The sequence below is a fragment of the Sphaerisporangium sp. NPDC088356 genome (assembly GCF_040685555.1).
In the GTDB taxonomy this organism is placed as follows: domain Bacteria; phylum Actinomycetota; class Actinomycetes; order Streptosporangiales; family Streptosporangiaceae; genus Sphaerisporangium.
Genome location: NZ_JBFBIK010000010.1, coordinates 1 through 13,645, shown reverse-complemented (window position 1 = coordinate 13,645; position 13,645 = coordinate 1). Strand labels below are relative to the sequence as shown.

Sequence of the window (13,645 nt, the reverse complement as noted above, 5' to 3'; positions counted from 1 at the left end):
AGGTGACCCACGAGCCTCGTGGCGGCTGGCGCAAGAGCCCACACAGCACCGGCGGCGACTGCGTAGAGATCGGTGTTCTCGACGGCCATCAGGCCGCCCCGCGCGGGGCCGGTGGCGAGAGGCTCATCGCCTTCCGCGACTCGAAGAATCCGAAGGGCAGGCTCTACGTCACCCCGGGCGAATGGGATGCCTTCAAGGACTGGGTGTCCGGCAGGGGCCCGGTCCGGGCCTAGCCGGGCCGGCCGGCATCGGTTTCGACGCCCGCTCGGCCTCGGCCCAGCCGCTGCCGCAGGTACAGTCCGGCGGCGCGGCGGTGTCGCATGATGGCCGCGCACTGACGCCGTGCGGCCCCGCACCCGAGGTGGGTGCGGGGCCGCACGGGAGCGGCTTAGAGCGGGATGTTGCCGTGGGCTCCGCGGGCCGGGGTGGCCTGGGCGAGGACCTTGGCGATGGCGCCGCGGGTCTCGCCGGGCTTGATGACCTCGTCGACCACGTCGAGCTCGACGGCCCTGTCGAGGCTGCCGGCGACCTTCTCGTGCTCCTCGGCGAGCCGGGCCTCGAGGGCCGAGCGCTCCTCCTCGGGCGCGGCGGCGATCTCGCGGCGCTTGAGCACCCGTACGGCCGCGACCGCGCCCATGACGGCGATCTCGGCGGTCGGCCAGGCGAACACCTTGGTGGCGCCCAGGGAGCGGGAGTTCATCGCGATGTACGCGCCGCCGTACGCCTTGCGGGTCACGAGCGTCACGCGCGGAACCGAGGCCTCGGCGAAGGCGTGCAGCAGCTTGGCGCCGCGGCGGACCACGCCGTCGTGCTCCTGCCCGACGCCGGGAAGGTAGCCGGGGACGTCCACCAGGACGACCAGCGGCACCCCGAAGGAGTCGCACATGCGCACGAACCGGGCGGCCTTCTCGGCGGAGATCGAGTCGAGGCAGCCGGCCAGCCGCATCGGGTTGTTGGCGATGACTCCCACCGTTCGGCCGCCGAGGCGGCCGAGCGTGGTGACGATGTTGGGCGCCCACTTGGGGTGCAGTTCGACGCCGGGCTCGTCGAGCAGGCCGTTGACGAGCGGTTGCACCGAATACGCCCGGCGGGCCTCCTCGGGCAGCAGGCCGGAGAAGTCGACGTCCCGCACCGAGTCGAGGCGGACGCGGCCCTGGTGGCCGAGCAGCACGGCGAGGCGGCGGGCGTTCAGCAGCGCCTCGGTGTCGGTCTTGGTGACCACGTGGACCACGCCGCTGCGCTTGCTGTGCGGCTCGGGGCCGCCGAGGGCGGCCATGTCGATCTTCTCGCCGGTGACGCTGCGGACGACGTCGGGGCCGGTGACGAAGATGCGGCCCTGGTCGGAGAGGATCACGAGGTCGGTGAGGGCGGGGCCGTACGCCGCTCCGCCGGCCGCCGGGCCGAGGACCACGGAGATCTGCGGCACCACGCCCGAGGCCCTGGTCATGGCGGCGAACACGCGGCCTACGGCGTGCAGGGACTCCACACCCTCGGCGAGGCGGGCGCCGCCGGAGTGCCACAGGCCGACGATCGGCACCCGCTCGCGGACGGCGATGTCGTAGGCGTGCACGATGTGCTCGCAGCCCTCGCTGCCCATCGCGCCGCCCTGGAAGCGGGCGTCGCTGGAGAAGGCCACCACCGGCACGCCCTCCACGCGGCCCATGGCGGCGAGCACGCCGCTGCGGTCCTCGGGCGAGATCAGGTGGATCGAGCCCTCGTCGAACAGGGCCGTAAGACGGATCAGCGGATCGCGAGGATCAGGAGTCTCCTTTTCGGAGGACGCGGACACCACCCCGTTGTCGAGCACAGTCACTGTCGCTCCAAATCAGATGCTGGCGAAGGCGACGGCGACGTTGTGGCCGCCGAACCCGAACGAGTTGTTGATCGCGGCGATCTGGCCATCGGGGAGTTTGCGGGGCACGTCCCGCACGATGTCGATCTCGACGCCGTCGTCCAGGTCGTCCACGTTGACGGTGGGCGGCACGACCCGGTCGTACAGCGCCTTGATCGTGAAGACGGACTCGATGCCCCCGGCCCCGCCGAGCAGGTGACCGGTCATCGACTTGGTCGCCGTCACGAGCGGGTGGTCACCGATGATGTCCAGGATCGCCACGGCCTCCACGACGTCCCCCGCGGGAGTGGAGGTGGCGTGCGCGTTGACGTGCAGGATGTCCTTGCCGGTCAGCCTGGAGTTCTCCAGGACCCTTCGGGCCGCGCTTCTGAGGCCCGCGCCCGTGGGCTCGGGCTGGGCGATGTGGTGGGCGTCGCCGGAGTAGCCGACCCCGGCCACCTCGGCGTAGACGCGGGCGCCCCGCGCGCGGGCGTGCTCCTCGGACTCGAGGACGATGATGCCCGCGCCCTCACCGAGCACGAAGCCGTCGCGGCCCTTGTCCCAGGGCCGGGAGGCGTGCTCGGGGTCGTCGTTGCGGGTGGACATCGCGCGCATCGCCGCGAAGGAGCCGATGTTGAGGGGGTGGATGGCCGCCTCGGTGCCACCCGCCACGACGACGTCCGCACGCCCTGACCTGATCATCTCCATGGCGTACCCGATGGACTCCGCACCGGTGGCACAGGCGCTCACGGTGGCGTGGACCCCCGCGGTCGCGCCGAGCTCGATGCCGATCCACCCGGCGGAGCCGTTGGGCATCAGCATGGGGACGGTGAACGGCGAGAGCCGCTGCCAGCCCTTCTCCTTGAAGACGTCGTAGGCCGCCAGGATCGTGGTGATCCCGCCGATGCCGCTTCCGACGACCACGCCGAGCCGGTCGGGCGCGACCTTCGGCGTGCCCGCGTCCTTCCAGGCCTCGCGCGCGGCGATGAGCGCGAACTGCTCGGCGCGGTCGAGGCGGCGCGACTCGGGCCTCGGGAGCACTTCGGTGGGGTCGACGGCCGCCCTGGCCGCGAACTTCACCGGCAGCAGGTCGACCCACTCCTCGGTGAGCGCGCGGACCCCCGACTGCCCGGCGAGGAGCGCCGACCAGGTCGAGGCGACGTCTCCACCGAGAGGCGTCGTCACGCCGAGCCCGGTGACGACGACACGTACCCGCTCTGTACTCACTTTGATGCGCTCCTTGTGGTCGTCGCGAAGCTGGGGGGCTCAGACGCCCGGACGCGCCGGACGCGCCGGACGCCTGAGAAGGTCAGTTCTGGATGAAGTTGACGACGTCCTTGACGGTCTTGAGGTGCTTGAGCTGGTCGTCGGGGATCTCGACGCCGAACTCGTCCTGGGCGGCGACGGCGATCTCGACCATGGAGAGGGAGTCGATGTCGAGGTCGTCCACGAAGTTCTTCTCGGGGGTGACCTCGACAGCCGGGATGCCGGTGATCTCGTTGATGATCTTGCCGAGGCCCGCGAGGATTTCCTGCTCGGTCACTGCCATGTCTTAATTTCTCCTTGGATTGTGTTCTCTTCTTGATGTGTACGGCGAGCCGTGCGGGCCTCCGTACAGGTCTAGGGGATCTCCACTACCTGGCCGGCGTAGGTCAGGCCGGCGCCGAAGCCGAGGAGCAGGGCCAGGTCGCCCGACTGGACCTCGCCGCGCTCGATCATGCGGCTGAGCGCCAGCGGGATCGACGCCGCGGAGGTGTTGCCGGCGAGCACGATGTCCTTGGCGATGACGGCCTTGTCGGCGCCGAGCTTGCGGGCGATGGACTCGATGATGCGCAGGTTCGCCTGGTGGGGGACGAAGGCCGCGAGCTCCGAGGGGTCCACCCCGGCACGGTCGCAGGCCTCCTTGGCCACCGGGTGAAGCGCGGTCGTGGCCCAGCGGAACACGGTCTGGCCTTCCTGGTGCAGGAAGGAGTCGCGGTCCTTGACGATGATCGCCTCGGACTTGTCGCCCGCGCTGCCCCAGACCACGGGGCCGATGCCCGGTGTCTCAGAGGGCCCGACCACGGCCGCCCCCGCGCCGTCGGCGAAGATCACGCAGGTGGCCCTGTCGGTCCAGTCGACCCACTGGGAGAGCTTCTCGGTGCCGATGACCAGCACGTTGGTCGCGGACCCCGCGCGCACGGCGTCGCCCGCCGCCGCGAGGGCGTAGCAGAAACCTGCGCAGGCGGCGTTGACGTCGAAGGCGCCGGGCGCCTCGATGCCGAGCCGGTGCGCGACGCGGGCGGCGGCGTTGGGGATCTGCGTTTCAAGGGTGCAGGTGGCGACGACGACCAGGTCGATCTCGCTCGCGGAAAGCCCGCTCGCGGCCAGGGCCTTGCCGCCCGCCTGCACGGCGAGGTCGACGTCGGACTCCTCGGGGCCCGCCACGCGGCGCTCCTTGATGCCGACACGGCTCTGGATCCATGCGTCGTTGGTGTCGATGGTCTTGGCAAGGTCGTCGTTGGTGACGACCCCGGCCGGCTGGTAACCGCCGAACGCGAGCACCCTGGCGCCCGGGGCGCCCCGCATGATCCTCACTGGACGGTCTCCTTGCTGATCACGGCGCGCGCGGCCGCGAGGTCGTCGGGGGTCTTCAGGGCAACCGTCTCGATGCCGTGGAGCGCTCGCTTGGCGAGGCCGGTGAGCGTGCCTCCGGGTAGTAGCTCGATCATGGCGGTAACGCCGAGATCGGCCATCGTGGCCATGCATCGGTCCCACCTGACCGGGCGGCCGACCTGGTCGATCAGCCGCCTGACGAACTCGGCGCCGGTGTCGACGGCCGCCCCGTCGGCGTTGGACAGCAGGGTCACGCGCGGGTCGCCCGGGGTGATGCCGGCGGCCTCGGCGCGCAGGTGCTCGACCGCGGAGGCCATGTGGTGGGTGTGGAACGCTCCGGCGACCGAGAGCGACCTCAGCCGGGCACGGGCCGGCGGGTCGGCCGTGAAGGCCGCCAGCTCGGCCGCCGTGCCGGCGGCGACGATCTGCCCGGCCCCGTTGATGTTGGCGGGCGTCAGGCCGTGACGCTCGATCGCGCCGAGCACGTCCTCCTCTGCGCCGCCGAGCACGGCGGTCATGCCGGTCTCGGCGATCGAGGCGGCCTTGGCCATCGCCTGGCCGCGCTCGCGGACCAGGCCGATGGCCTGCTCCGGGGTGAGCACTCCGGCCAGCGCGCCCGCGGTGAACTCACCGACGCTGTGACCGGCGACCACGCCGGCGGCGCCGGAGGTGCCGGTGCCGAGCAGGACCTCCGCGACGGCGAGGCCGGCCGCTACCAGCAGTGGCTGCGCGACCGCGGTGTCCCGGATCTCGTCGGCCTCGGCGGTGGTCCCGTAGGAGATCAGATCGAGGCCGGCGACATCCGACCATGACGACAGCCGGTCACGAAGACCGGGGATCTCGAGCCACGGGGACAGGAAGCCTGGAGCCTGGGCACCTTGGCCGGGAGCGACGATGACGAGCACAAAATCCACCATGCCCTGTAGGAGTTCACCACACTGCTAATGATCCGTACGAACTTTGTCGGGGGGTCTTTGTAGGAAACCTCCAGTAGAGGTTTCCGGCCCGTTACCGAACCCTGGTTAGGTTACGGTTGCCCGCGACAACCTGCCGAGGATCAGACCGACCTGCAACGTGAAGGCGGACCTGCCCTCGGTCGGCAGGTAGCCGGTCAGCTCTGTGATCTTCTTCAAACGGTAACGCACGGTGTTCGGATGGACGAACAACAGACGCGCCGTGGCTTCCAAAGATGTCCCCTGCTCCAGGTAGGTCGCCAGTGTATCGAGCAGGGGCGTGCCCTCCAGGGGCTTGTAGACGTTCTCGATCAGCTGGGCACGGGCGTCGTCGTCGCCGTCGATCGCCCGCTCGGCGAGCAGGTCCTCGGCGAGCACCGGCCGCGGCGCGTCGGGCCACCCCGTCGCGGCGCGCAGGCCCGCCGTGGCGGCCCGCGCCGAACTGGCCGCCGCGTGCAGGTCGGGCACCTCCGGCCCGATGACGATCGGGCCGGGCCCGAAGCGCGGCACCACGTGCCTGGCGGCGTCCTTGATGCTGTCGGCGCCGCCCACGATGACGATCAGGCGGTCGCCCTGCACGCCGGCCAGCAGATCTTGCCCGAGGCGCCGGCCCTTGTCGCGCATGCCGTCGATGACGGTCTGGGGGTCGGCGTCGGGGGCGTGCCCGGCCAGCACCACCACGGGGGAGGACGTCCAGCCGAGCGCCGCGGCCCACGAGTGCAGCCCGTCGTCGACCTCGCCGCGGACCAGCGCGTCCACGATGAGCGCCTCCAGGCGCGCGTCCCAGGCGCCGCGCACCTCGGCCTCGCGGGCGTAGACGTGCGCGGCGGCGAACGCCACGTCGCGGGTGTAGCGCAGCATGGCCTGCCGGAGCAGCTCCTCGCCGCCGGGCGCCGCGAGCTCCTGGACCTCGGCCTCCACCACCTCGACGACGACGCGCACCAGGTCCACCGTCTGCTGGAGGGACACCGAGCGCTTCAGCTCGCGCGGGGCGGTGCCGAAGATCTCGATGCTGGGGGTCGGCCTGCCCTCGTCGGCGTGCTGGAACCACTCGACGAAGGCGGCGATGCCGGCCTGGGCCACCAGCCCGACCCAGGAGCGGTCCTCGGCGGACAGCGCGCGGTACCAGGGCAGGCGATCGTCCATCCGGGTCATCGCCGCGGTGCCGAGACTTCCCATCGCGCGTTCGAGGCGCCGCGCGGTGTCCTCACGTACCCGGTCGTTCACCCCCCTAGGGTGCCAGGTCAACGCGAGTGCGACAGCCGTACGGGGCGTGGTGGTGCTCTATATCACTGCGCGAGCGCGGAAAGCCCTTCCCTGGAGATGACCGGGCGTTCCTGTGTCCAGGTGGTCAGCAGACCTTGTAGTCGGCCCGCGTCGAGTTGTACGAGCAGGAATCGACCAGCTTCCCCGAGGCGTTGCGCACGTAGGCGGTGTCCTTGACCTGATTCCAGATGTAGGCAAGAGTTCCCCCGCTCCTGCCCCAGTAGAGGGTGGTGGTGGTGTTCCTGCCCTTGCCGGTCCGCACGGTGACCGTCTTCCCGGCACCGAGCGTGAACGCACCGAACGTGTAGACGTGGTCCGCCCGGTTCGTCTTGTCGCGGAGGGTCCAGCCCTTGAGGCTGACCGCCTTCCGGGTCATGTTGTTGATCCGGACGTACTCGCCGTTCAGGCTGCTGTTCGCGCCGAAGTCCGGCGAGCCGGGCGAGTCGTAGTAGATCTTGGTGATCTGAATGGCCGGGCCCGCCGCATGAGCGGGCTGGGAGACGACAACCACACCGGCGGCGAGCGCAGCGCCCATCAGCAGGGAACGGGTACGCACAGGGGTACTCCAGAGGCAGGGGGCACGAGTTGAATCGATCATAATCGTGGCAATAGCTACCAATGGACCGTTCTAGCCTTGATCTGCTATATCTGGGGCTTTTGGGCCTTCACGTCGATATCCATCGCTACACGCCGAGTTAGGCGCTTTCCGGACAGAAGGTGTAGATCCAGCGTCCGGTGCGCTGCGACGCGCGACCCGTCCACCAGCGGTAACGGATACCGTCAGGCCCGTACTCACGCCAGGTCACCAGACCGTAGGTCACCGACAGCGCCGCCACTTCGTCTCTGGCGTGATCTGCTGGGCGACCTCGTGGCGCGGGCGCGAGAGTCGATCGAGTCGGCACGGCCGAACTTCTCCAACGAGACTCGGCGGCGGCTCGTCGGAGGAGCCATGCCAAGGTCACCAAGAGGCGGTACAAGTGCAGCTATGTCCAGGGGCATCCGCTGGCGGTGGCACCGGGCCTGATTCACAGCGCACAGAAGCCCCGGCATCCACCTCTTGGGATGCCGGGGCGTTCACATGTCAAACGAGCTCCACCCCTACGAGCCCTTCCGGGAGCCCTTGCTCGACCGCTCGGACCATCGCGGCGTGGAGCCATTCTCCGTTCCCGGCGACGATCACGAGCGGGGAACCTGTGACCGTGTACCACTCCTCGGCTCCGGTGTACTGCACCCGCACCCCAGCCCGGTCGCCGCGGACCTCGGTCGTCACGGTCAGATCCCCGGTCACCACCCCCACCTCGTCGGTCATGACACCTCCGGGCCCGGCCACCACCTTCGACTCTCGTCGTTCCATCACGGGTGGACTGGTTCCCCGGCACAGGTATCGAGCATCTCGTCGGGAGCTCTGTTCTCCGCCTGGGTGATGGACAGCGTGTAGTGGTTTCGACGTCGATCCACGCTCCGGCGTATGTGCACCACCAGTTGCGCCGCGGAGGGCGCCACTGTGCCTGGTTCCGGTCGCCGTTCGCCTGGTCAGCGGTGGAGGACACGGCGATCGGCTCGGGATTCGTAAGATCATCGGCGAACCGGGTACGCCGAGCCGCCGCCCGCTTGTCGGCCCCGGACCGTCAGTGGGCATCGGCTCAGGGGATGATGCGGTGGGGGACGAAGGAGGAGGAGTCATCCGTGATGAGGCCGGAGGTCTCCCGGATGCCGAGCCCGGCGGCCTCGTCCCCGATGACCCACGCGCCGAGCACGGGGCGCCAGCCGTCGAAGTCGGGCAGCGCGCGGAACTCCTGGTAGACGTAGCCCTCGGCGCCGTAGCCGCCCTCGGTGCTCTCGGTGCCCTCGGGCGTCACGATGCGCATGCTCGCGCCCTCCCTGCCGAGCAGCGGCTTCTCGATGTGGGCGGGCAGGTCGCGGGGGCCGTCGAGGTAGGCGGGGAGCAGGTTCGGGTGGCCGGGGTACATCTCCCACAGGACGGCCAGCAGCGCCTTGTTGGAGAGCAGCATCTTCCACAGCGGCTCGATCCAGGTCATGGAGATCTGCTGCTTTACCGCCTGCGGCCCGAAGGGGTCGGCGACCGCCCACTCCCACGGGTATAGCTTGCAGAGCGTACGGATGACCCGCTGCTCCATGTCGACGAAGCGCAGGCCACGGGCGTCCCACCCGATGTCCTCCATGGCGACGGCGACGGTGCGCAGGCCCGCCTGCTCGGCGGTCTCCTGCAGGTACCCGAGCGTCATCACCTCTTCGCCGGTCTCGTCCATGTTCGTCCACGCGAAGTGCGCGGGGCCGCTCTGGAGCGGGAGCTCCTTCCACCGGTCGATCAGTCGTTCGTGGAGGGAGTTCCACTGGTCGCCGTCCGGATGGACGTCCTTGAGCCAGAACCACTGGATCAGCGAGCTCTCGACGAGGCTGGTCGGGGTGTCGGCGTTGTATTCGAGCAGCTTGGCCGGCCCGGTTCCGTCGTAGCGCAGGTCGAAGCGGCCGTACACGTGCGGGTCCCGGCGCCGCCATGACGCCTCCACCTCCGGCACGGCCCACTCGGGGAGCGCGAAGTCGCGGTGGCGCTCGCGGGCGATCACGTGGCCGACCGCCTCCAGGCACATGGCGTGCAGCTCCTCGACCTGGCTCTCCAGGTCGAGCACCTCCTGCATGGTGAAGGTGTAGTGCACGCTCTCGTCCCAGTAGGGGCGGCTCAGGTGCACCGGATGCGCGGAGCGGTGGTAGGCCAGCCCCTGCGACTCGATGATCTCTTCCCACCCGTCCCGCGGCGTGGACGCCTCTCGCCGCACGTCAGCCCCTTCCCTGGTCGTGCCGCGGCTTGCGGTTCAACTGCCGCCCGACCCTCGGCCGCCGAAGCCGCCCCGCTGGATGACCGTGCCCGAACGGGCGCTGATGTGCGCGTTCGCCGGGCGGATCGTCGTTCCGCGAAGGACCCGGCCGGCCGCGCGTGCGCCCCCGTAGTACCAGCCGTAGGCGCCGTGCGAGCCGTGGTAGTGGTCGTCGCACCTGTCGTCGTCCACCACCTGGTACGACCCGTCGCCCTGGCGGCTGTTGAGGTCCACGCAGTCGGCGGTCACCCGGTCGGCGAAGGTGTCCTGGGCCGCGCAGAATCCGATGACCAGGGTGGAGAGCAGGCCCATGGTCCCGAGCGTGATCGCGCTCGACGACCACCCCTTGCCCTTGCCCGGTGGCTTGCCCTGCTGGGACGCCGCCCCCTGTGCCAGCCGGTGGGGTGGCAGGGCAGGGTCCGGCTCGGGGTTCGCCATCGAATTCCATCTCTCGAAAAGTCAGCACAGCGTACCGTTTGGACCGTTCAACGGGGGATTCGGGATCAAAGTTTCAAATGGGGATATCTGGTTGATTACGCAAGTTCCGGCAGGTGAGACCGCGCCCCGTCCGGCACCGATATCGGCGTACGGGGAGAATGTCCCGCCGCCGGGTAGATTCGCGGTTGTGGAACCGGTCGAAGCGCTGAAGAGGATCGCCTTTCTCTTGGAGCGGGCGGGCGAGCCGACCTACCGGGTGCGCGCCTTCCGCGGCGCCGCGTCCACCGTCGGGGGCATCCCGCGCGACGAGCTCGTACGGCTCGCGCGCTCAGGAGGCCTCTCCGACCTGAAGGGCATCGGCAAGGTCACCGCCCTGGCGATCACCGAGGCGCTGGACGGCGCGACCCCCACCTACCTGCGCCGCCTGGAGGACACGGCCGGCCTCGACCTCGACGAGGAGACAGCCGCCCTGCGCGCCGCGCTCAGGGGCGACCTGCACAGCCATTCCGACTGGTCGGACGGCGGGTCGCCGATCGAGGAGATGGCCATGGCGGCTCGCGACCTTGGCCACGACTACCTCGCCATGACCGACCACTCACCGCGCCTGACCGTCGCCCGCGGTCTGTCCCCGGACCGGCTGCGCGAGCAGCTCGACGTCATCGCCGGGCTGAACGAGAAGCTGGCGCCGTTCCGGATCCTGACCGGCATCGAGGTGGACATCCTGCAGGACGGGTCGCTCGACCAGGAGCCCGAGCTGCTGGACCGGCTGGACGTGGTCGTCGCCAGCGTGCATTCAAAGCTCCGGATGGACGCCGACGACATGACCCGCAGAATGGTCACGGCCATCGCCGACCCGCATGTGGACGTGCTCGGCCACTGCACCGGGCGCATCGTCCGGGCCGGCGGCCGGCGGGGCGGGCTCAGGCCCGAGTCGGCGTTCGACGCCGAGATCGTCTTCGAGGCGTGCCGGCGGTTCGGGGTCGCGGTCGAGATCAACTCACGTCCCGACCGGCTCGACCCGCCCAAGCGGCTGCTGCGGCTGGCGTACGAGATGGGATGCCTGTTCTCGATCGACTCCGACGCGCACGCTCCCGGCCAGCTCGAATGGCAGCACTTCGGGTGCGCGCGAGCCGTGGAGTGCGGCGTCGAGGCCGCCCGCGTGATCGACACCTGGCCCCTCGGCGACCTGCTCGCCTGGACCACCCTGGCACGTTGAGGACAGAGCGCCGCGCGAGGCGGGCCAAATGTCGGTGTCCCGGCGTAGCTTCGGGATGTGAACCGTACCGATCGGCTCCACGCTCTGATCCAGGAGCTGCGCGCGATCTCCCCCCGGTGCCGGTCCGCCCGCGAGCTGAGCGCGCGATTAGGGGTGAGCGTCCGCACCGTCGAGCGTGACATCTCGGCTCTGCAGCAGTCGGGCATGCCCATCTACGCCGAGGCGGGCGCGAGCGGGGGCTATGTCATCGACGAGTCCGGCCCGCCGCCCCCGCTCGACCTCGCCCCCGCCGAGCCGGAGACCGAGGCCGCCCTCGACGCGCGGGCCGCGGTCGCCCGGGTGATCGCCGACGCGCTGCGAGAGCGGCGGGTGCTGCGCATCGAGTACGAAGACCGTTCGGGCGTCACGACCGAGCGCGATGTCGAGCCCGGCGTGTTCATCGGCGGGCGCGGCGGCATCTGGTATCTGGTGGGGTGGTGCCGGCTCAGGGAGGACGTCCGGGTGTTCCGTCTCGACCGCGTCGCCGCCGCGGCGCTCACCGGTGAGCCCGCCCCCGCACGGCGCAGGCTCGACGAGTACGCCCCTGACATCCCCGACCTGATCGCCCGCGACTCCGCCTCCGGCTGACGTCCCCAGCCCGCTTCTGGGGCGTCCTGGCGCCCGCCCGCCGCCGGGCAGGTGGAAGGCCCGCCACGTGGTCGTGTGGCGGGCCTGGACGGTGGGTCACTGGCCGGACGGCCGGTTCCCGAGCTGGCGGCGGAGCTCGGCGAGCTCGCGCTCCAGATCGGCGATCTGCGGCTGCGGGGCCTGGTGCTCCTGCGGAGCGTGCTGAGGCGGGCAGCCTCCGTTGGCCTGGGGCGGCCGGTAGCCATGCGGCGCGCCACCGGGCGGGCCGTACGGAGACGGGGCCTGCTGCTGGGCCCACGGCGGCGGCGGCACGGCGCCCCCGTACCCCTGCTGGGCCGGAAAGGACGACGCGGGCACGGCCTGCCTGCGGCGGCGGCCGATCGAGGTCACCAGCACCACCACGATGACGAGGCCGATGACCACGCCTCCGCCGATCAGCAGCCACGGCAGGATCGACGACGGTGTCTCGTCCTTGCCCGAGGAGATCGCCTGCTGGGTGTCGCTGATGTACTTCGCGACGTAGGGGTGGTTCGGGAAGAGCGCCTGCACCTCGCGGAACTTCGGCAGCGCCTGCGAGTAGTAGTGCCTGAAGTAGTCGTCGAGCGCCTCGTTGTACCGGGTGGACGTCAGCGCCTGCGACGGCTTGACGTTCTTCTCGTTGAGCTTCTCCTTGACGATGCTCACCGGCAGGACGAACGTCTGGCTCTCGGTGTTCTCGCCGCCGTCGGTCACCGAGCCGGCGATCAGCATCCCGATGACCTTGCCGTTCTTGCTGAAGACCGGGCCTCCGGAGTTGCCGTGGTAGGCCGGGGCCTGGGTCTGGATGTACGGCACGCCAGTCTGGGTGGCGCGCTTGGCGTTGTACGGGCCCTCGGTCAGGGCCGGGTCCAGCTTTGACTCCAGGCTGAAGAACGGGGTGTTGGTCACCAGGCCGGGGAAGCCGCTGATGTAGAGCGTGTCACCGGTCTGCACGTCCGCGTCGTCGCCCAGGGGCACGGTCGGGAGGTTCTGCTGGCCGTTGACCTTGAGCAGCGCGAAGTCCTTGCCGGGGTAGCTCTCGCCGACCGACACCAGCTCGGCGGGCACGGGCTTGGCCGTCTTGTCGACGCCGCCGCCGGGCAGGCTCTGCAGGACCGACAGGCTCTTCTGCAGGCCCTGAATCTTCAGGTGGGTGCCGTTGAAGGTGACGAAGATCTGCGTCGCCAGCTTCACGATCTCCTCGTCGGTCTGGTAGTCGCCGAGGCTCTGCAGGACCGCCTTGGCGTCCTCCTTGTTGAACTTCCCGAGCGCCTGCTGGGCGAAGAGCCGGCTGAGCTCCTCGTCACCGGTCTCGACGCAGTGGGCGCCGGTCACCATGTATCCGTCCGGCGTCACCCACCAGCCGGTGCAGAGCCCGCCGACCTCAGCGTCCAGGGACCGGTTGGGGCCCGCGGCGCGCAGGTAGGCGTTGGGATTGGCGGCCATGTGCTGGAAGACGTACTTCGCGATGCTGCGCTCGTCCTGCGCGATCTTGCCGGAGAGCGCGGCGGCGCCGGCCTGCTGGGCCAGCGCCTGGAGCGCCGACTGCTTGACCTCGGGAGTGGGGACGACGACCTGACCGCTGTAGGTCAGGCTGGTCAGCTGGACCGCGGGGTTGGCCTGGGCGGCCAGCCGGGTGCCCACGGGCACGTTGGGCGCGTCATCGGCCATGGCGGGCGCGGCCACGGCCGTCATGCTCATGGCGATCGACGCCGACGCGGCGACCATCGTGAGCTTTTTACTGATGTTTCCGTTCACGCTGGCAATCGTGGGACACGCGGCTTGTCCATGGCTTGTGACTGACTTGGCGACCGACTCCAGCGGCCGTACCAGCGGGAACGGAACAGGCCCCCGCGCATGGTCG

14 protein-coding genes are annotated in these 13,645 nt (G+C 70.3%); 3 read left to right on the top strand and 11 right to left on the bottom strand.

Translation table 11 applies throughout. The features are described from left to right. Positions 1-2 precede the first annotated feature (2 nt). On the top strand, positions 3-233 hold the full coding sequence (locus AB0O34_RS06365; RefSeq protein WP_363913260.1) for a DUF397 domain-containing protein: 231 nt from the start codon (positions 3-5) through the stop codon (positions 231-233). Between the two features lie 155 nt (positions 234-388). Here the strand turns inward: AB0O34_RS06365 and AB0O34_RS06360 are convergent, their stop codons facing one another. The 10 genes from AB0O34_RS06360 to AB0O34_RS06315 all read right to left on the bottom strand — a co-directional run bounded on the left by AB0O34_RS06360 (position 389) and on the right by AB0O34_RS06315 (position 9,920). Then, complete coding sequence (locus AB0O34_RS06360) at positions 389-1,813, bottom strand: carboxyl transferase domain-containing protein (RefSeq protein ID WP_363913258.1); 1,425 nt, start codon at positions 1,811-1,813, stop codon at positions 389-391. A 12-nt stretch (positions 1,814-1,825) separates the two neighbouring features. After that, the gene (gene fabF, locus AB0O34_RS06355; protein ID WP_363913256.1) at positions 1,826-3,058 is read right to left on the bottom strand and encodes a beta-ketoacyl-ACP synthase II; all 1,233 of its coding nucleotides are present in this window, start codon (positions 3,056-3,058) and stop codon (positions 1,826-1,828) included. Between the two features lie 82 nt (positions 3,059-3,140). After that, positions 3,141-3,380: an acyl carrier protein gene (locus tag AB0O34_RS06350; protein ID WP_262849490.1), complete on the bottom strand. Its 240-nt coding sequence runs from the start codon at positions 3,378-3,380 to the stop codon at positions 3,141-3,143. A 71-nt stretch (positions 3,381-3,451) separates the two neighbouring features. Next, positions 3,452-4,399 carry a beta-ketoacyl-ACP synthase III gene (locus AB0O34_RS06345; protein ID WP_363913385.1) on the bottom strand — a complete coding sequence of 316 codons (948 nt, stop codon included), beginning with the start codon at positions 4,397-4,399 and terminating at the stop codon, positions 3,452-3,454. A 5-nt stretch (positions 4,400-4,404) separates the two neighbouring features. Then, the gene (locus AB0O34_RS06340) at positions 4,405-5,331 is read right to left on the bottom strand and encodes an ACP S-malonyltransferase (RefSeq protein WP_363913254.1); all 927 of its coding nucleotides are present in this window, start codon (positions 5,329-5,331) and stop codon (positions 4,405-4,407) included. Between the two features lie 117 nt (positions 5,332-5,448). Then, positions 5,449-6,558: a helix-turn-helix domain-containing protein gene (locus tag AB0O34_RS06335; RefSeq protein WP_363913383.1), complete on the bottom strand. Its 1,110-nt coding sequence runs from the start codon at positions 6,556-6,558 to the stop codon at positions 5,449-5,451. Positions 6,559-6,730: 172 nt separating this feature from the next. Further along, a complete protein-coding gene (locus AB0O34_RS06330; protein WP_363913252.1) occupies positions 6,731-7,201 on the bottom strand; it encodes a lamin tail domain-containing protein in 471 nt (156 codons plus the stop codon). 525 nt (positions 7,202-7,726) lie between these two features. Next, positions 7,727-7,954 (bottom strand): hypothetical protein, encoded by a 228-nt coding sequence (locus AB0O34_RS06325; RefSeq protein ID WP_363913250.1) that lies wholly within the window; start codon positions 7,952-7,954, stop codon positions 7,727-7,729. A 334-nt stretch (positions 7,955-8,288) separates the two neighbouring features. Then, positions 8,289-9,443, bottom strand: coding sequence for a glutathionylspermidine synthase family protein (locus AB0O34_RS06320; protein WP_363913248.1), 1,155 nt, complete (start codon positions 9,441-9,443; stop codon positions 8,289-8,291). Between the two features lie 36 nt (positions 9,444-9,479). After that, on the bottom strand, positions 9,480-9,920 hold the full coding sequence (locus AB0O34_RS06315; RefSeq protein ID WP_363913246.1) for a hypothetical protein: 441 nt from the start codon (positions 9,918-9,920) through the stop codon (positions 9,480-9,482). Between the two features lie 187 nt (positions 9,921-10,107). Here AB0O34_RS06315 and AB0O34_RS06310 point away from each other — a divergent pair, with 187 nt between their 5' ends. Both AB0O34_RS06310 and AB0O34_RS06305 read left to right on the top strand, forming a co-directional pair. Next, complete coding sequence (locus tag AB0O34_RS06310) at positions 10,108-11,136, top strand: PHP domain-containing protein (RefSeq protein WP_363913244.1); 1,029 nt, start codon at positions 10,108-10,110, stop codon at positions 11,134-11,136. A 57-nt stretch (positions 11,137-11,193) separates the two neighbouring features. Continuing rightward, the gene (locus tag AB0O34_RS06305) at positions 11,194-11,763 is read left to right on the top strand and encodes a WYL domain-containing protein (protein ID WP_363913242.1); all 570 of its coding nucleotides are present in this window, start codon (positions 11,194-11,196) and stop codon (positions 11,761-11,763) included. Positions 11,764-11,859: 96 nt separating this feature from the next. Here the strand turns inward: AB0O34_RS06305 and AB0O34_RS06300 are convergent, their stop codons facing one another. Beyond that, positions 11,860-13,539: a trypsin-like peptidase domain-containing protein gene (locus AB0O34_RS06300; protein WP_363913240.1), complete on the bottom strand. Its 1,680-nt coding sequence runs from the start codon at positions 13,537-13,539 to the stop codon at positions 11,860-11,862. Positions 13,540-13,645 lie beyond the last annotated feature (106 nt).

Coding starts and splice junctions, on each gene's coding strand:
- AB0O34_RS06350 (WP_262849490.1), bottom strand. CDS start 3,380: ATGGCAGTGACCGAGCAGGAAATCCTCGCGGGCCTCGGCAAGATCATC.
- AB0O34_RS06345 (WP_363913385.1), bottom strand. CDS start 4,399: ATGCGGGGCGCCCCGGGCGCCAGGGTGCTCGCGTTCGGCGGTTACCAG.
- AB0O34_RS06335 (WP_363913383.1), bottom strand. CDS start 6,558: ATGGGAAGTCTCGGCACCGCGGCGATGACCCGGATGGACGATCGCCTG.
- AB0O34_RS06325 (WP_363913250.1), bottom strand. CDS start 7,954: ATGACCGACGAGGTGGGGGTGGTGACCGGGGATCTGACCGTGACGACC.
- AB0O34_RS06315 (WP_363913246.1), bottom strand. CDS start 9,920: ATGGCGAACCCCGAGCCGGACCCTGCCCTGCCACCCCACCGGCTGGCA.